The 17,582-nt window shown below is 28.7% G+C and carries 16 protein-coding genes; 6 read left to right on the top strand and 10 right to left on the bottom strand.

All coding sequences use genetic code 11. The annotated features are described in order from the left end of the window. Window positions 1-23 precede the first annotated feature (23 nt). On the top strand, window positions 24-1,289 hold the full coding sequence (purD, locus tag ACTTA0_RS02120) for a phosphoribosylamine--glycine ligase (protein WP_440675839.1): 1,266 nt from the start codon (window positions 24-26) through the stop codon (window positions 1,287-1,289). Continuing rightward, window positions 1,286-1,846 carry a 16S rRNA (guanine(966)-N(2))-methyltransferase RsmD gene (gene rsmD / locus ACTTA0_RS02115; protein ID WP_440675837.1) on the top strand — a complete coding sequence of 187 codons (561 nt, stop codon included), beginning with the start codon at window positions 1,286-1,288 and terminating at the stop codon, window positions 1,844-1,846. Before purD ends, rsmD begins: the two co-directional genes overlap by 4 nt. On the opposite strand, the gene ACTTA0_RS02110 is transcribed toward rsmD, so the two are convergent. The 6 genes from ACTTA0_RS02110 to ACTTA0_RS02085 are packed head-to-tail and all read right to left on the bottom strand — an operon-like array spanning window position 1,843 to window position 8,259. Then, on the bottom strand, window positions 1,843-2,994 hold the full coding sequence (locus ACTTA0_RS02110; RefSeq protein ID WP_440675835.1) for a glucose-6-phosphate isomerase: 1,152 nt from the start codon (window positions 2,992-2,994) through the stop codon (window positions 1,843-1,845). The two genes, rsmD and ACTTA0_RS02110, sit on opposite strands and share 4 nt — an antisense overlap. After that, window positions 2,994-3,311, bottom strand: a complete 318-nt coding sequence (locus ACTTA0_RS02105) for a DUF3035 domain-containing protein (RefSeq protein WP_440675833.1) — start codon at window positions 3,309-3,311, stop codon at window positions 2,994-2,996. The genes ACTTA0_RS02110 and ACTTA0_RS02105 overlap by 1 nt, the downstream gene beginning before the upstream one ends. Then, window positions 3,298-3,798: a signal peptidase II gene (gene lspA / locus ACTTA0_RS02100; protein WP_440675831.1), complete on the bottom strand. Its 501-nt coding sequence runs from the start codon at window positions 3,796-3,798 to the stop codon at window positions 3,298-3,300. The genes ACTTA0_RS02105 and lspA overlap by 14 nt, the downstream gene beginning before the upstream one ends. Beyond that, entirely contained in the window at window positions 3,798-6,527 is a 2,730-nt protein-coding gene (gene ileS / locus ACTTA0_RS02095; protein ID WP_440675829.1) for an isoleucine--tRNA ligase, read from the bottom strand. Before ileS ends, lspA begins: the two co-directional genes overlap by 1 nt. Then, a complete protein-coding gene (locus ACTTA0_RS02090) occupies window positions 6,524-7,447 on the bottom strand; it encodes a bifunctional riboflavin kinase/FAD synthetase (protein ID WP_440675827.1) in 924 nt (307 codons plus the stop codon). Before ACTTA0_RS02090 ends, ileS begins: the two co-directional genes overlap by 4 nt. Continuing rightward, window positions 7,441-8,259, bottom strand: a complete 819-nt coding sequence (locus tag ACTTA0_RS02085; RefSeq protein ID WP_440675825.1) for a TIGR01459 family HAD-type hydrolase — start codon at window positions 8,257-8,259, stop codon at window positions 7,441-7,443. Before ACTTA0_RS02085 ends, ACTTA0_RS02090 begins: the two co-directional genes overlap by 7 nt. 130 nt (window positions 8,260-8,389) lie before the next feature. Here ACTTA0_RS02085 and groES point away from each other — a divergent pair, with 130 nt between their 5' ends. The 3 genes from groES to typA all read left to right on the top strand — a co-directional run bounded on the left by groES (window position 8,390) and on the right by typA (window position 12,467). Continuing rightward, window positions 8,390-8,680: a co-chaperone GroES gene (gene groES / locus ACTTA0_RS02080; RefSeq protein ID WP_085113783.1), complete on the top strand. Its 291-nt coding sequence runs from the start codon at window positions 8,390-8,392 to the stop codon at window positions 8,678-8,680. 23 nt (window positions 8,681-8,703) lie between these two features. Next, entirely contained in the window at window positions 8,704-10,368 is a 1,665-nt protein-coding gene (groL, locus tag ACTTA0_RS02075) for a chaperonin GroEL (RefSeq protein WP_075506444.1), read from the top strand. 272 nt (window positions 10,369-10,640) lie between these two features. Beyond that, a complete protein-coding gene (typA, locus tag ACTTA0_RS02070; RefSeq protein WP_440675824.1) occupies window positions 10,641-12,467 on the top strand; it encodes a translational GTPase TypA in 1,827 nt (608 codons plus the stop codon). On the opposite strand, the gene yczE is transcribed toward typA, so the two are convergent. Further along, the gene (gene yczE, locus ACTTA0_RS02065) at window positions 12,464-13,111 is read right to left on the bottom strand and encodes a membrane protein YczE (RefSeq protein ID WP_440675822.1); all 648 of its coding nucleotides are present in this window, start codon (window positions 13,109-13,111) and stop codon (window positions 12,464-12,466) included. The two genes, typA and yczE, sit on opposite strands and share 4 nt — an antisense overlap. Before the next feature lie 44 nt (window positions 13,112-13,155). On the opposite strand from yczE, the gene ACTTA0_RS02060 reads away from it, so the two are divergent. Further along, entirely contained in the window at window positions 13,156-13,836 is a 681-nt protein-coding gene (locus ACTTA0_RS02060; protein ID WP_440675821.1) for a DUF6134 family protein, read from the top strand. A gap of 2 nt (window positions 13,837-13,838) precedes the next feature. Here ACTTA0_RS02060 and ACTTA0_RS02055 read toward each other — a convergent pair whose 3' ends face one another. Genes ACTTA0_RS02055 through ACTTA0_RS02045 form a run of 3 tightly spaced genes read right to left on the bottom strand, consistent with a single transcriptional unit; the run spans window position 13,839 to window position 17,539 of the window. Then, entirely contained in the window at window positions 13,839-14,810 is a 972-nt protein-coding gene (locus ACTTA0_RS02055; protein ID WP_440675819.1) for an NAD(P)-binding protein, read from the bottom strand. Beyond that, on the bottom strand, window positions 14,807-16,123 hold the full coding sequence (locus ACTTA0_RS02050) for a TldD/PmbA family protein (protein WP_440675817.1): 1,317 nt from the start codon (window positions 16,121-16,123) through the stop codon (window positions 14,807-14,809). Before ACTTA0_RS02050 ends, ACTTA0_RS02055 begins: the two co-directional genes overlap by 4 nt. A 3-nt stretch (window positions 16,124-16,126) precedes the next feature. Beyond that, window positions 16,127-17,539, bottom strand: coding sequence for a TldD/PmbA family protein (locus ACTTA0_RS02045; protein WP_440675816.1), 1,413 nt, complete (start codon window positions 17,537-17,539; stop codon window positions 16,127-16,129). Between the last annotated feature and the right edge of the window lie 43 nt (window positions 17,540-17,582).

Genomic DNA, 17,582 nt, shown 5'->3' with positions numbered 1-17,582 from the left:
TAATAAGATATATAAATAATAATATGAAAATTGCAATTCTAGGTAGTGGAGGGAGAGAGCATGCTATTACTTATTCAATTTCTAAATCAAAAAAAATAAAAAAAATATATTGTATTCCAGGAAATGCAGGAACAGAGGAAATTGCTGAAAATATAAATATTGATATCCATAATTTTGAAAATATTCGAGATTTTTTAATAGAAAATAAAATTGAACTTGTGGTGGTTGGACCTGAGGATCCATTGGTAAACGGAATAGTTGATTACTTGGAAAATTTTAATATTAAAGTTTTTGGTCCAAACAAAAAGGCTTCGCAACTAGAAGGGTCAAAAATATTTACTAAAAACCTCTGTAAAAAATATAAAATACCTACAGCAAATTTTGGTGTTTTTACTAATTCACAAGAATCGATTGATTTTATAAAAAATGCTAAGCACCCTATTGTAATCAAAGCAGATAATTTAGCCGCTGGGAAAGGTGTATATATTTGTGAAAACATTCAACAATCTTTTAAAGCAGTAGAAGAAATTTTTAATGGAAAATTTGGAGATGCAAAAAATTTATTGATAGAAGAATTTCTTAGAGGAGAAGAAATGAGTTATTTTGTAATCAGCGATGGTAGTACAATAAAAAATTTTGGAACAGCACAAGACCATAAAAGAGTAAATGAAGGCGACAAAGGTAAAAATACAGGTGGGATGGGTGCTTATTATCCATCAAGATTAATTAACAGTGAACTAGAAAAAAAAATAATAGATAAAATAATTAAACCAACTTTAAAAGGTCTTTCTGCTGACAACATTAAATATAAAGGTTTTCTTTATGCAGGCTTAATGATAGTTGATAATGAACCTTATTTAATAGAATACAACGTTAGAATGGGAGATCCAGAATGCCAAACAATCCTCCCAATTTTAAAAACAGATCTATATGAAGTTATTGAATCGGTTATAAACGAAAAACTAAATGATTTTAAACTCGAATGGTATGATGTAAAAAGTTTATGTGTTGTGCTATGCTCTAATGGTTATCCAGATAAATATGAAAAAAATGTTGAAATTCAAAATTTCAATTCTGTGGTTTTAGATGAAAAAAATTTTTTATTTCATGCGGGAACTAGAAAAAAAGATAAAAAAATTTTAGCAATAGGAGGAAGGGTTTTAAACTTTGTCTCAATATCAAGCAGTTTTAATGATGCCAGAGAAAAAATTCATAAAAATCTTGAGAAACTAAATTGGAAAGCTGGTTTTTATAGAAAAGATATAGCTTATAAAGTTATTAATAAATGAGAATAATCTCTGGTAATTTCAAAGGGAAAAAAATTTTAGAACCTAAAGATATTTACACCAGGCCTCTAAAAGATTTAACAAAAGAATCCATATTCAATATAATTAATCATTCAAACAAGTTTAAAATTAAAATTGAAGGATCTGTAATATTAGATTTATTTTCAGGTGTTGGTTCTTTCGGAATAGAATGTTTATCAAGAAACGTTGAAAAAGTATATTTTGTTGAAAATTATAAAAATGTTTTACCTATACTAAAAAAAAACTTATTTAGTTTAAAACCAATAAACAATTTTGAAATAATTGAAAAAAATATTTACAATGAAGAGATATTTGAAAATTTTAATAAAATTTTTGATATAATTTTCCTTGATCCACCATACAAAGATAAAAACATAGAAAAAACATTGTTAAAAATTAAAGCCTCAAATATTTTAAAAAATAATGGAGTTTTAATATTACATAGACATAAAAAAGAAAAAGAAAATTTTTCAGATAAAATTAAAATAATTGAAGAGAAAATATACGGAATATCAAAAATAATTTTTTTTAATTTTTAAATTAAATTTTTTTTTGTCTCTGTTTTAATTAACTCTACAGCAGGTTGGTCAAATGGATCAACCTTCAAAGATCTCCCTAATAAAATAGTTTCTAAAATAAAAAAACAGAAAAGTTCACCCAATGTTTTTTCATTTCTCTCTATTATTTCAAAGGATCTAAATGGTAGATTTTTGTTCTTAAAAACAGTCTCAGTAGCTTTTTTTTGTGCATACATAATGTCTGAAATTTTTTTATTTTTTAAAAAATTATGTGATTTAAGAATATTTTTATTATTTATTTTTTCTGAACTTTTTTCCCTGACTATAAAAAAAGTATAAAAGTTATTTTTAAATCCATCTAAATATAATTGCATTACACTATGATTATCTTTTGGCATATTAGAAACTATCGGCAACAAACCTTTGTTATTTTTCCCCAAACTTTCTGAGATCAATTGCTGATACCATTTAAATAAATTCTCAGATCTTTCATCATAATTAATAATCACAGAATTAAATTTTCTTTTTTTTATAAAATAGATTGTGCTAGCAACATTATTAATTAAATTATTAGTAAACTTCTTGTTTTTTATAAGTGAATTGAATTGTCTGAAATTTTTAGGTTTAAATCCCATCAATTCAGCTGGTAGCATTCCAACTTCAGATAGAACAGAATATCTTCCTCCTATAAAATTATTGTGCTCAATAACATCTGCTTTTAACTGTTTGGCCAACAGATGTAGGTAATTTTTTTTATTTTCAGTAATAAAATAATTTGCATCTTTTTTTTTGATTAAAATATTGGCATTCACTATGGTCTCAATAGTGTTGCCTGATTTTGAAATTATTAAATTAGTATATTTTTTTTTATTAAAATTTTTTTTTGACTGTAAATTATCTATGAATTCAAAATTATTTTTAACTATATTTCCAAAAAATTGGTAAATAGCTTGTGAACCAAGAGTAGATCCACCCATACCTAGCAATCTATAATTTTTTTTTTTCTTTATTTTGCTTAAAAAACTTTTGTCAAATTTATCTTTATAATTTTTAGATAAAGATTGAATTATTGGACTATTTTTATTTATTAAATCTATTAAGTATTTTTTAATATTTTTATTTTTTACTTTTTTTTTAAAATTAATAAAATTTATACCTGAGGTTAACATTAATTTTTTTTAATTTTTTCTAATAATGATTCCTCAAGTTTTTTATCTTTATCATCTATTTCATTATCATTTAAAGTGTCATCTCCTTGAAGTAATAAAGATTTAATTGAATTTTTTTCCTCTTTAATCTCCTGTTGATTTACTTTTGGTTCTGGTAACTCATTATAGTTTGGTGGCATTACTAAAGGAGTTTTTTTTTCAACTAAAAATTCATCTGAGTTATTTTTTTTTTGATTAGAAAAACCCTCTTTAACTGTCCCACAAGACAACAAAAATAAAAACAAGTTTGAAAGAATAAAAATTTTAAGTTGTTTCATTAATTTTATTTTTTCCTGTTAATTCAATTACTATCATAAAAAATATACCAAAGGTTATAAAAATATCTGCAACATTAAAAATAAACCAATGAAAATTTCCTACATGAAAATCAATAAAATCAGGAACTGCTTTATAAATTAGCCTATCAAAAAAGTTTCCTAAAGCGCCACCTAGCACTAATAATAGAGAATATTTTCTTAAAGGATCACTTTTCCTTATTATAAAAATGATAAAAATAATTACTATAAATATTAAAAAGGTGAGAAAATTATATAAATAATCTTCATTAAATGAAAATAGTCCAAAAGCTATTCCTTCGTTCCAAATTAGATGAATGTTCAAAAATTTTGATGAGTATATTTCAGAATTAAAATTAAGTTTATCCTGATGAATTACAAATAGTTTTGATATTCTGTCTAAAAAAAAAATAATTAAAATTAAAATCGTTTCTAAATAATAATTTTTAAAAACTTTATTTAAAGACATTAGATGTTTTGAGGACAGTTAGATCTAGCACATCCTTTTTCGTTTATTTTCCAACACATCGAGCATTTTTTTCCTTTTGCTTTTTCAGTAAGAACATTTGTGTCAATGTTATTTTCATGGATGACTTCAGCTTTAGAAGTAATACAAAGCTCCGAAAAATCTATATCCTTGGTGATATTTTCTAAATTTTGATCTAAATGAATTTTAATTTCAGCTTCTAAACTCGATCCTATGACTTTGGCTGCTCTTTTTTCTTCTATACTTACATTGCATAAATTTCTAATTTTAATTAACTCAATCCATTTCTGATTTAATTTTTCATTATGAAAGTTATTTGGAAAATTTAAAAAGTTTTCTAAATGAATACTTTTCTGGTTTTTAAATAATAATTGATAAATTTCCTCAGTTGTAAAAGACAAAATTGGAGCAAACCATCTAAGCAGAGAGTTTAAAATTATATTCAACAATAAAATAGTTGATTTTCGCTTAGGGTCATCTAAAGAGTCACAGTATAAAGTGTCCTTTCTAATATCAAAATAAAAAGCTGACAAATCTACAGTACAAAAATTTAATAATTCCTTATACAAATTATGAAAATCATAATTCTCAAAATATTTTTTGAAATTGTTGTTTAAAGAATACAACTTGTGTAGCATGAATTGCTCTAAATCAGGTAATTTATTTAATTCTATTTTTTCAAGATCAATTATCTCAAAATTATCATTAAGATTTCCTAATAAATATCTAAATGTATTTCTAATCTTCCTATAAGAGTCTGCGTGTTGATCTAAGATTGAATAATCTATTCTTAAATCTTCTGAATAATTAGATGAGGCTACCCAAATTCTTAAAATATCCGCTCCATATTTTTTTAAAATATCCTCTGGAGCAATCACATTTCCTAATGATTTAGACATTTTTAAACCTTTTCCATCTACAACAAAACCGTGGGATAAAATGGAGTCAAAAGGAGCTCTACCTCTAGTTCCACATGATTCTAATAATGACGAATGAAACCAACCTCTATGCTGATCTGAACCTTCTAAATACATTGATGCTGGCCATTTAAGATCACTTCTTTTCTCTAATACAAATGAATGAGTTGAGCCACTATCAAACCAAACCTCAACAATGTCGCTTAATTTATCATAATCTTGGGCATTGTACTTATCACCTAAAAATCTTTGCGGATCATCTGAAAACCAGCAGTCAGATCCCTCTTTTTCATAAATTGTTGCAATATTTTCATTAACCTCATCATCAACTAAAATTTCTTTTGTTTTTTTATTAACAAAAATAGGGAGAGGGACTCCCCATACCCTTTGTCTAGAAACACACCAATCAGGTCTTGTTTCAATCATAGATTTTAATCTTTCTTTTCCCTTGCTTGGATAAAATGTTGTATCATCAATAGCCTTAAGAGCTTTGTCTCTTAATTTGTGACTTTCCATAGAAATAAACCACTGAGGTGTTGCTCTATGAACTAATGGTGCTTTCGATCTCCAAGAATGAGGATAAGAATGAACTAATTCACCATTTGATAATAAATTTTTTTGCTCTTTAAGTTTTTCAATTACTATTGGATTAGCTTTAAAAATATGAATACCTTCAAATAATTTTACATTATTTGTATATTTCCCATCACCATCGACCGTCTCTATTGCTTTAATTCCATTATTCAAACATAAATTAAAATCATCAGGTCCATGACTTGGCGCACAATGAACTATTCCTGTCCCCTGCTCTGTCGTCACAAATCTTGCTTCTAACATTGGAATTTCAGTTTCATAACCTAAATTTAAAAAGGGATGGTTGCAAATAGTATCTTTAAGCTCTTTTCCCTTAAACTTTTTAATTTCTTTATAATTTTTAATTCCACATTCTTTTATGACTGACTCAAGTAAAGCTTGTGAAACAACTATTTTTCTGTTTTGAAAATCTCCCTCATCATTAACTTGCAATAAAACATATTCTAATGCCTCGTTATAAGCTAATGCTTTATTAGCAGGAATTGTCCATGGTGTAGTTGTCCAAATTATAATTTCACTTTTTTCTAATTCTTTAATTTTAGACGACTTAACTGAAAAGGATGCATATATAGTATCTGACTTGTGGTCTTGGTATTCTACTTCCGCATCAGCAAGAGCAGTTTTTTCAACAGTTGACCATAAAACTGGCTTATATCCTCTGTATAAACTTCCTTCTTTAAGAAATTTTCCTAACTCTCTTACTATTTGAGCCTCTGCATCAAAACTCATTGTAGAATAATAATTTTCCCAATCACCGACTACGCCTAATCTTTTAAATTGACCTTTGTGAACTTCAATCCATTTTTCAGCAAAAGATCTACACTCTTTTCTAAACTCAACTATAGGAACGTCATTTTTATTTTTTTTATTTTTTTTATATTGCTCTTCTATTTTCCATTCTATTGGTAAACCATGACAATCCCATCCAGGTACATAAATTGAGTCTTTTCCATCCATTTGATGAAATTTTACAATTATGTCTTTTAAAATTTTATTTAATGCTGTTCCCATATGAATATTACCGTTTGCATATGGAGGGCCATCATGTAAGACAAATTTTTCTTTACCTTTGCTTGACTTTCTTAATTCATCATAAAGGTTTATTTTTTGCCAATAATTTAGAATTTCTGGTTCTCTAGTTGGTAGGTTCGCCTTCATTGAGAAAGCTGTTTTAGGTAGATTTATATCAGATTTGCTCATTTAGTTTTTTTTGCAATATTTAAATCAGATTTAATTTGTTTTCTGAGTCGATCAACATTCTTAAATTTTTTTTCTTTTCTAATAAACTTTAAAAACTGCACTGATAAAAGCTTATTATAAAGATTTCCAGAAAAATTAAACAAATGTACCTCAAGTAAGATTTTTTTTTGATTAAATGTGGGTCTGTAGCCAAGATTTGCTATACCACTCAATTTTTTCTGATTTTTTTTTCTTAATACTCTTACAGCATAAACTCCTGGCTGTGCTAAGACATAATCCTTAATATCTATGTTACATGTTGGAAAACCAATTTTTTTTCCAACTTGTCTTCCCTTTTGAACTATTCCGTCAATGGTCCACTCTCTTCCTAAAAATTTATTAGCTCTATTTAAATCACCTTTTTCCAGTAAGTTTCTTATTATCGTTGAAGATACTATTTTTTTACTTTTTAAAAGTGGCTTTGGTTTAATAACTTTATAATTATAATTTTTTTCATTTTGTGTAAGTAATTTAACATCACCTTCTCTTTTATTTCCAAATCTAAAATTATTACTTACAAATATAAACTTACAATTAAGTTTTTTATATAAAATTTCTTTTATAAATTTAATTGATTTTATTTTGGAAAAATTTTTATCAAATTTTTTTGTAATTATAAAATCTACTTTTAATTCTTTAAGTAATTCTAATTTTTGATTTACAGACGAAATTTTAAAATTCTTCAATGAATTATTAAAATACATCTTGGGCATTGGATCAAAATTAATCACACCAATTTTTGAATTATATTTTTTTTTATATGATAGAGCTAATTTAAATAATTTTTGATGTCCTAAATGAAGACCATCAAAATTTCCAATTAATATAATTGAATTTTTATGGTGATTATTAATATTGAAATTTTTATATAACTTTACCATTTTAATTCAGTTTGAGTAAAATTAATGATAGCTTCATACTCTTTTGATACTTCAGTAACTCCTTTGTTCTGTATTTCTTCTTTATGAATTCCATTACAAACCAACAAGGAATGGTAATTTAATAAGTTAGCACCCTTTATATCTGTATTTAAATTATCACCAATTGCCAAAACTTTCTTACCAATATTGTCTATAGACTGATTATAAACCTCAGCATGAGGTTTGCCAAAATAAATTACTTCTCCACCCATTTTTTCATAAACCATAGCAACTGAACCTGCACATAATTCTCTAATATTTCCTCGATCAACAATTAAATCAGGGTTGGTACAAATCATTTTTTTTGTTATGTGATTTTCAAGTAAGTTTTTATAATAACTTAAATCATCCTCATGGTCATCGAACAAACCTGTACAAAGTAAATATTCACTTTCATTTAGTTCGGTTGATTTATTATTTTTAAATTCATTGAATAAATCAAAATCTCTAGGGGGACCTATATGAAAAAAATTCTTAGATTTGAAAGATGTTTTTAAAAAATTTAAAGCTGCTTCACCCGAGGTATAAACATGTTTTGTCAAATCTTCGCTCATGCCCATTTTTTCTAAAAATTTATTTACTGTAGTATTTGGTCTTGGAGCATTGGTTAATAGAACAAAACTTTTATTTTTTTTCTTAAGTTCATTTAAAGTTGCTATTGCTGAGTTATGTAATTTGACACCATTATGAATGACTCCCCACAAATCTATGTAAAAAAGGTCATAATTATCAGCAATTGACTGAAGGCCATCTAAGTCTAAATTTTTAGTCATTATTTTACCTATAAACCATAATATTTAGATTTTCCTAGCATAATTACTCTGAAAAGATTCTCTTATCTTGAAATAGGCTATGAAATATCTATATGAGGCTCATATTTATATAGAATTATAAAGGAGATTTATGAAGTTTAAACCGTTACATGACAGAGTATTAATCGAAGTTTTAGACAGCAGTGAAAAAACTGCTGGTGGAATAATTATCCCAGATACAGCTCAAGAAAAACCTCAAGAAGGAAAAGTTGTTGCTGTTGGTGGTGGAGCTAAAACAGAGGATGGAAAAATAATTCCAATGGATGTTAAAGTTGGAGATAAAGTTTTATTTGGCAAATGGTCAGGAACTGAAGTCAAAATAGATGGCAAAGAATATAGCATAATGAAAGAGTCTGACATTATGGGTATTTCAAGTAAGTAATTTAATTTAAAGGAGAAAACAAAATGGCAAAAGTTGTTAAATTTGATGCTGAAGCAAGAGCAGCTATGATTAGAGGAGTAAATATCTTAGCTGATACTGTTAAAGTAACTTTGGGTCCTAAAGGAAGAAACGTAGTAATGGATAAATCTTATGGTGCACCAAGAATTACTAAAGATGGTGTTTCTGTTGCTAAAGAAATAGATCTTGAAGATAAGTTTGAAAACATGGGTGCGCAGATGGTTAAAGAAGTTGCTAGCAAAACAAATGATGAAGCTGGTGATGGTACAACAACTGCAACTATTCTTGCACAAGCAATTGTTAGAGAAGGTGTAAAATACGTAACTGCTGGCATGAATCCTATGGATGTTAAAAGAGGAATTGATGCAGCGGTTGAAGTTGTAAAAGAAAACTTAGTAGCATCAGCTAAAAAAGTAAAAGACAGTGATGAAATTGCACAAGTTGGAACTATTTCTGCAAATGGTGATAAAGAAATTGGAACTATGATTGCAAAAGCAATGCAAAAAGTTGGAAACGAAGGTGTTATCACAGTTGAAGAAAATAAAGGAATTGAAACTGAACTAGACGTTGTTGAAGGTATGCAATTCGACAGAGGTTATTTATCACCATACTTTATTACTAACAGTGATAAAATGACTACTGAATTAGATAATCCTTTCATTCTTTTACATGAAAAAAAATTAACAAACCTACAACCAATGGTTCCTCTATTAGAAGCTGTTGTTCAAGCAGGTAGACCATTAATGATTATTTCTGAAGATGTTGAAGGAGAAGCTTTAGCAACTTTAGTAGTAAACAAGTTAAGAGGTGGTCTAAAAGTAGTTGCGGTAAAAGCTCCTGGTTTTGGTGATAGAAGAAAAGCAATGCTTGAAGATATTGCTATCTTAACTGGAGGTCAGGTTATTTCTGAAGATTTAGGAATTAAACTTGAGAATGTTAAACTTGATGACCTAGGTTCATGTAAGAAAGTTAAAGTAGATAAAGATAACAGTACCATTGTTAATGGAAGTGGTAAAAAATCTGACATCGAAGGAAGATGTGCTTCAATTAAACAACAAATTGATGAAACAACTTCTGACTATGACAGAGAGAAACTTCAAGAAAGACTTGCAAAACTAGCTGGCGGAGTTGCTGTAATCAAAGTTGGTGGTGCAACTGAAGTTGAAGTTAAAGAAAGAAAAGATAGAGTTGAAGATGCTTTGAACGCAACAAGAGCCGCAGTTGAAGAAGGTATTGTAACTGGCGGTGGTTGTGCATTACTTTACGCTGCTCAAGACCTTAATAAGGTTAAAGCAAAGGGTGATGATCAAAAAGCTGGAGTAGAGCTTGTTAGAAAAGCACTTGAAGCTCCAATCAGACAAATTACTAAAAATGCTGGTGTAGATGGTTCAGTAGTTGTTGGTAAATTGTTAGAGCAAAATAAAAAAACACATGGATATGATGCACAAAGCGAAGAATATTGCGATATGTTCGCTAAGGGAATTATAGATCCTGTTAAAGTTGTAAGAACTGCTCTACAAGATGCTGCTTCAATATCTGGATTATTAGTAACTACAGAAGCGATGATTGCTGATAAACCTGAGGAAAAAGATGCTGCTGGTGGTGGAATGCCTGGTGGTATGCCTGGTGGTATGGGTGGAATGGGTGGAATGGGTGGAATGGGAATGTAATCCCTCTACTCTAAAACTAAAATTTAAAAGGCCATCACATGATGGCCTTTTTTTTATGTAAAGTTAATTTATGTCAAAAAGATACAGCGGAAAGTCATTTAAGGATTCGAGTGTAAAAAAGAAACCGAAATTAAGTTTTAAAGAAAAAAGGAAACTTAAAAAAGATAAACAAAAAAAGCCTAATAAATCATAAGTTATTTAAATTAATCAAGCCAGTCATGAGTTTTTTTAAGTTTTAATATCAAATTAAATATGTATAAGAGCCACAATTTATGAGCAACAATATAAGAAACATCACAATCATAGCCCATGTAGACCATGGCAAAACTACTTTGATTGATAATTTAATGAAACAAAGTGGATCATTTAGAGAAAATGAAGTTGTTGATGAAAGATTAATGGACTCTGGGGAACTGGAAAAAGAAAGAGGAATTACAATTCTTGCAAAACCTGCATCTATTAACTGGAATGATTCAAGAATAAATATTATTGATACACCTGGCCATAGAGATTTTGCAGCAGAAGTTGAAAGAGTTTTGAGCATGGCTGATGGAGCTCTTTTATTGATTGACTCTGCAGAAGGAGTTATGCCTCAAACAAAATTTGTTTTATCGAAAGCATTAAAACAAGGTTTAAAACCAATTGTAGTTATTAATAAATTGGATAAAGCAGATCAAAGAGCTAATGAGGTCTTAGATGAAACTTTTGATTTATTTGTAAGTTTAGATGCAAATGAAGAACAATTAGATTTTCCTGTTTTATATGCGAGTGGAAGATCTGGATGGGCAGATCATGAGGTGGATGGACCAAGAAAAAATTTAAATCCTTTATTAGACTTAATAGTGGACCACGTTAAGCCAGCTGAATTAGATAAAACCAAACCTTTTGCTATGTTATCAACATTGCTTTATTCAGACAGTTTTTTAGGTAGAAGTCTAGTAGGTAGAATTACACAAGGGACAGCAAAAGCAAACCAACCAATCAAAGCTATTAATTTAAATGGTGAAAAAGTTGATGAAGGAAAATTAACAAAGATTTTTAGATACGAAGGAACTAAAAAAGTTCCAATTGATGTTGGAGAAGCAGGAGATATTGTTGTTGTAGCAGGATTAGAAAAGGCAAATGTTGCTGATACAATCTGTAATTTGGAAGTTAATGATCCTATACCAGCGACTCCAATTGATCCTCCAACAATGTCGATCACAATAACTGTTAATACTTCTCCATTAGCAGGCACAGAAGGTAAAAAACTTACAAGTACTCAAATTAGAGAAAGATTAGTTCAAGAAGCACAAAACAATGTAGGAATTACTTTTTCAGAAAATGATGGAAAAGATTCATTCGTTGTAAGTGGACGAGGTGAATTAATGTTGGAAATACTTCTTACTCAAATGAGAAGAGAAGGTTTTGAAATGACAGTAAGTCCACCAAAAGTTTTATATAAAACTGATAATCAAGGAAACAAACTTGAACCAATTGAAGAAATTACTATGGATTTAGATGAAGAATACTCTTCAAAAGTAATCGACTCGATGAATAGAAGAAAAGGTAAATTAATTGAACTAAAAGATACCGGTACAAATAAGAAAAGATTGATATTTCATGCACCTACGAGAGGTTTGATGGGATACACAAGTAGATTTCTAACGCTTACTAAAGGGGAAGGTGTAATTAATAGAATTTTCCATGACTACGGTCCTTTTGAAGGTGAAATGGAAGGTAGAAGAAATGGTGCATTAATTGCAATGGAACAAGGAAAAGCAGTAGCTTTTGCAATCTTTAACCTTCAAGCGAGAGGAGAAATGTTTGTTACTCATAATGATCCTGTTTATCCAGGTATGATTGTTGGATTGTCGCCAAAACCAGGTGACATGATAATAAATGTCATGAAAGGTAAAAAGTTAACAAATATGAGAACACAAGGAACAGACGAAAACGTCGTTCTTACTCCTGTTAGAAAAATGTCAATAGCTGAACAATTAAGTATGCTTAACAGTGATGAAGCATTAGAGATTACACCTGAGTCTTGTAGATTGAGAAAAGCAATTCTTGATCCTCATGAAAGAAAAAGAAGTGAGAAAACTAGCGCAGCTGCTTAGTCAAATATTTTTCCAACTAAAAATAATCCTAAAGCTACACAAGGGCCAATTCCAAAAGCAAATATAAGTGTGCCCACTCCAACGGTCCCACCTAAATACCAACCAATAATTACAACAGTAATTTCTAAAAAAGCTCTTACCAAGGCTATAGGTAAATTTGTTGTTTTTGTTAATCCTGTCATTAAACCATCTCGTGGACCTGGGCCAAGATTGGCGACTAAATAAATACCACTACCAAATCCTACTAAAATTACTGAAAGAACTGCTAATAAGTATTTTGCAAAAAGAGATGAAGGTGGTTGAAAATAATTTAGAGTAAAATCAATCATGGCAGCAATCACGATGATATTAAATATTGTTCCAAGACCTGGTTTTTGTTTTAAAAAAATCCATAAAAAAAGTACTCCTACACTTACAAAAAAAGTTGCTGCGCCAATGGATAAACTAGAATTGAGTGAAATTCCTTCAGCTAATACTGACCAGGGTGAGTTTCCGGTTGTTGATAAAATTAACAAACCCTCTCCCAAACCAAAAATTGTTAAACCAAAAATTAAAAAAAATGATGTTGAAAATTTTGGTTTGAAGTTCAAACTTTTGTTTGAGCTCCAATTTACTTTTGGAATATTTTTTATAGATAGAAACATTAAATATTGATACTTTTAGTTTAATTTTTATTTATATTATTATCATGAAAAAATTTTACACTATTATTATACTTTTTTTATTTACTTTTAACTCAAACGCACATGTTGGTCATTATAATAACTTCAAAAAAATTGAACTTGAAATCTTAAGAAATAATGAAGTTATAGGATATAATAATTATTCTTTTTCTAGGAAAGACAATGAAACAACTGTAAATAATAAATATAAATTTACTGTAAAACTACTTGGAGCAACTATTTTTGAAGTAGAAGGTTTTGGAGAAGAAAAATATTTAGGAGATAATTTAATTTCCTTTGAATCTAAAACACGTCAGAATAAAAAAAAAAAATTTGTAAATTTAATATTAAATAATCAAACTAATAAATTTGATATTCAAGGATCTTCTTTTTCAGGTGAAGCTTCTTTGAAAAATACAATTGGAAATTGGTGGAGCCACAAATTGTTACAGGCAGAAAGTCAAATTAGTCCAATTTCTGGAAGTATAAAGGAACAACTAGTTACATTTATCGGTAAGGAAAAAATCACTATCAATGGAAAAGAATTTGATACTGATCATTTTAAACTTACTTCTAAAGATATGACACTTCCAGAAGATAAAAGATTAAATTTTAATATATGGCTTGATAAAAAAACTTCAGTGATAGTTAAAGTTACCTATGAGAGAATGGGAAGTTGGGAGTATAGGATTAAAAATATTGAGTAATTTTATCTGCTTATTTTCTTAAAAAGATCATTAGCACTTATCCATCCTGCTTCTAATCTAGGTCCAACAAACCAATCAGCACAAACTCCTAAATTAATTTTTGAGTTCCAATAACTTTTAATTTTTAAAGGTTTTGAATTTGATGAATACATCCATCCATGATTTAAAGAAAAAAGGATGTTGCTTTTTTTGATACCAGTAAGATCAAAAAATTTATTAATTAATATTTTTGAATTCAAATCTTTATTTTCTTTATTTTTCAAAATTTTTTTATTTGCCCACATTGACGTACTTTGAAGTGTCCAAAATTCATAAATACTTTTAAATCTTAACTTACTGTTTTCTCTAGCAGCCCAACCTAAAATTTGATCATCAAACAAAAAACTACTTATATTTTTTTTTGTTTTTTTCATTTTTATCATGACAGTAATATTAGCGTCCATTTTTAATTTTTTTTTAATAAACGAACGATTAATATATTTTTTTGCTAATTTAAGTAATTGAGGATGTGGGCAAGTTAAAATAAGATTATCATAAAATTTATTGTCACCATCAGCAAAGGTAAGTTTCCATTTGTTTTTATTGTAATCAATTTTTTTTAATTCTTTTTGAAAATTACAATTAATTTTTTTTAATAAATACTTACTAATATCGTTATTACCTTGCCTGCCAATTATTTTTTGATGGTTTTTATTTTCTTTTATCTTTTTATTTTGAAAAATATGCTGGCCCTTCCAATTTTTTAATATTTTTTTTGCTATAAGTTTTGTTGTGAATTTTTTAAACTCAGTAGTCTTAGGGGAAATATATTGAACACCATGATCAAAGCCTATTTTTTTATCTAACCTTTTAAATGACGATCTCCCACCAGGACCTCTTGCTTTGTCATAGAGGTCTACAGAGTATTTTTTATTTAATAGATTTGAAATTGTAGCACCAGATATTCCTGATCCAATTACACAGTAAGTACTCATTTACCTGCAACTGTCATTCCCTCTATCATCATAGTTGGTGAGTTGATAGAATATTCAAAATCTAAATCACTAGCTAAAGTTATATTTTTGAACATATCTTTAAAATTTCCTGCAATTGTTATCTCATTTACTGGAAATTTAAATTCGCCATTTTTAATTAAGAAACCTGTTGCACCTACTGAATAATCTCCTGTAACCAAATTACTTCCATGGCCAATTGTTTCTGTTACATAAATGTGTTTTGAGTTACTTTTTAATAAATCTTCGAAACTAATGTTCCCATTGTCAAAATATAAATTTGTTGTACCACCAGATCTTCCATTTGATTTTAAGTTAAGTTTTTTTCCATTGTACGTATCGACTAGGTAATTTTTTAAGATGCCGTTTTGTACAAGATTTAAAGTATCTGATTTTACTCCCTCAGAATCAAAAATTTGAGATCCAGCACCTTTATTTATATCTGGTTTATCAATAACGTTTATTGTTTCTGTAAATATTTGTTCATTAATTTTATCTTTAAGAAAAGATGTTCCTCTAGAAATCGCAGATGATGATATGGCTCCAGCAAAAGCTCCTAGCATTCCTTTAGCTATCCTTTTGTCAAATATAATGCTTATTTTTTCACTTCCAATTTTATTTGGGCTTAATTTTTTTATGGTTTGTTCAGAAGCTTTTTGACCAAGTTCTTTTGCGCCCTTAATGTCTGATAAATGACGTTTACTTGTAAATTCATAGTCTCTTTCCATACTATTTTCATCTTTGGCAACAGTAACACAAGATGCACTAAATGAAGATGATTTGTATCCTTCACAAAATCCATCACTATTTGCTAGAATAAAGTTAGATTTATTTTCAGTAAAACTAGATTCTGTATTTATGATTTTTTCCTCTGAAGATGCAACGCTCTCAAGCTCTTTCAAATATTCAATTTTTTTTTCATTATCAAAGTGTGTTTCATCATATAAATTTAAATTTTTAATTTCCTTAGCTAAAAGATCTTTATCTGGTAAAGAATTAAATTCATCTTCAGGAGTATTTTTGGTTGTTTCAAAACATTTTTCTATTAATGTTTTAATATTATCATCTAGTAAGTTTGACGAAGAAATTGATGACCTTTTTTTTCCCAAATAAGTCTCAATGCTTAATGCTAATCCATCAGATCTATTAGACTCGTCTAAAGTATTATTTCTAAAATTTACAGTTTCAGAAATTGAATGACCTACTGTTACGCTTGATCCAGTTGCACCTAACTTTTTAGCTAAATCTAAGCAATATGATGCTTTTGATCTTAAATATTCTTGATCCTTAACCATAATTTAAAGTTTTGTCCCACCAACTGTCATTTTGTCAATTAAGATTGAGGGTTGGGCAACTCCAACAGGAACACCTTGTCCAGCTTTACCACAAGTTCCTATACCAGGGTCTAACATCATATCGTTTCCAACCATAGAAACTTCTTTTAAAATTGAAGGACCATCTCCAATTAATGTCGCCCCCTTTATCGGTGAACCAATCTGACCATTATTGATTTCGTATGCCTCGGTACAATTAAATACAAATTTTCCAGATGTAATATCAACCTGTCCTCCTCCAAAACTTACTGCAAAAATTCCTTTGTCTACTGATTTAATCATTTCTTCTTGTGTTTGGTTTCCACTCAACATCATTGTATTTCTCATTCTTGGTAAAACAACGTGTCTATAATTTTCTCTTCTTCCTGAGCCAGTGGATTTGGTGTTCATCAATCTAGCATTTAATCTATCTTGCATAAAATTCTTTAATATCCCATTTTCAATCAATACTGTTTTTTCTGTTGGTGTACCTTCGTCATCAATAGTTAAGCTGCCTCTTCTATTATCAATTGTTCCATCATCAACAATCGTAACTCCCTCACTAGCAACTTTTTGGCCCATAAGATCATGAAATGCAGAGGTTTTTTTTCTATTAAAGTCTCCCTCTAAACCATGTCCAATGGCTTCATGTATTAAAATCGCTGGCCATCCAGGCCCTAAAACAACTTTCATTTCTCCTGCTGGAGCAGGTTTACTTTCTAAATTTACTGAAGCAATTCTAAATGCTTCCTCACATACAGTTTTCCAATTGTCATTTTTTAGATATTCATCATAAGATTGTCTTCCACCTATTCCATAAACGCCAGTTTCTTTTCTCCCATTTTTTTCTAACATCACAGATACATTAAATCTAATTAATGGTCGTACATCAGTTAATACCTCACCACCTGATCTAATAATCTCAATAGATTTTTGTTCACCTGCAAAACTTGTAGTAACTTGTTTTACAGATTGATCTTTTTTTCTTAGATACTCATTTACTTTATTTAATACTTCTAATTTCGAATTTAATGTTTTTTGCTCTATAGGATTTATATCCTTATAAAATTTTTTATTAGATCTTGAAATATCTTGATTATAAGTACCTTTCATAGACTTCAGTGTAGATTTTAAATTTTCGGAGGATTTTTTTAATGAATCTTTTGATATTTCATTAGAATGAGAATATGCAACAAACTCCCCTGTAATTGCTCTAAATCCAAAACCTAAATCTGAACTATAGCTTGAGCTTTTAATTTTATTATCATCTAATAAAATAGATTCGGATTTAGTATCCTCCAAATATAGCTCACCATCATCACAATTATTTAATGTATCAGACACTATTACATCAGCATCTTTTCTTGTTAAATCAGATTTGTCGAAAAAATTACTCACCAAGTTTAGATAGTGCTTTATTATTAATTTTCAACTATTCATT

The organism is Candidatus Pelagibacter sp. HIMB1593 (assembly GCF_052047755.1).
GTDB lineage: Bacteria > Pseudomonadota > Alphaproteobacteria > Pelagibacterales > Pelagibacteraceae > Pelagibacter.
This window is presented reverse-complemented; position numbering and strand designations above follow the sequence as displayed.

Bases quoted from the DNA above. Each gene is read 5' to 3' on its own strand.
- ACTTA0_RS02085 (WP_440675825.1), bottom strand. From the start codon at position 8,259: ATGACTAAAAATTTAGACTTAGATGGCCTTCAGTCAATTGCTGATAAT.
- ACTTA0_RS02050 (WP_440675817.1), bottom strand. From the start codon at position 16,123: ATGGTTAAGGATCAAGAATATTTAAGATCAAAAGCATCATATTGCTTA.
- groL (WP_075506444.1), top strand. From the start codon at position 8,704: ATGGCAAAAGTTGTTAAATTTGATGCTGAAGCAAGAGCAGCTATGATT.
- typA (WP_440675824.1), top strand. From the start codon at position 10,641: ATGAGCAACAATATAAGAAACATCACAATCATAGCCCATGTAGACCAT.
- yczE (WP_440675822.1), bottom strand. From the start codon at position 13,111: ATGTTTCTATCTATAAAAAATATTCCAAAAGTAAATTGGAGCTCAAAC.
- ileS (WP_440675829.1), bottom strand. From the start codon at position 6,527: ATGAGCAAATCTGATATAAATCTACCTAAAACAGCTTTCTCAATGAAG.
- ACTTA0_RS02055 (WP_440675819.1), bottom strand. From the start codon at position 14,810: ATGAGTACTTACTGTGTAATTGGATCAGGAATATCTGGTGCTACAATT.
- groES (WP_085113783.1), top strand. From the start codon at position 8,390: ATGAAGTTTAAACCGTTACATGACAGAGTATTAATCGAAGTTTTAGAC.
- ACTTA0_RS02090 (WP_440675827.1), bottom strand. From the start codon at position 7,447: ATGGTAAAGTTATATAAAAATTTCAATATTAATAATCACCATAAAAAT.
- ACTTA0_RS02110 (WP_440675835.1), bottom strand. From the start codon at position 2,994: ATGTTAACCTCAGGTATAAATTTTATTAATTTTAAAAAAAAAGTAAAA.
- ACTTA0_RS02060 (WP_440675821.1), top strand. From the start codon at position 13,156: ATGAAAAAATTTTACACTATTATTATACTTTTTTTATTTACTTTTAAC.
- ACTTA0_RS02105 (WP_440675833.1), bottom strand. From the start codon at position 3,311: ATGAAACAACTTAAAATTTTTATTCTTTCAAACTTGTTTTTATTTTTG.
- purD (WP_440675839.1), top strand. From the start codon at position 24: ATGAAAATTGCAATTCTAGGTAGTGGAGGGAGAGAGCATGCTATTACT.
- lspA (WP_440675831.1), bottom strand. From the start codon at position 3,798: ATGTCTTTAAATAAAGTTTTTAAAAATTATTATTTAGAAACGATTTTA.
- rsmD (WP_440675837.1), top strand. From the start codon at position 1,286: ATGAGAATAATCTCTGGTAATTTCAAAGGGAAAAAAATTTTAGAACCT.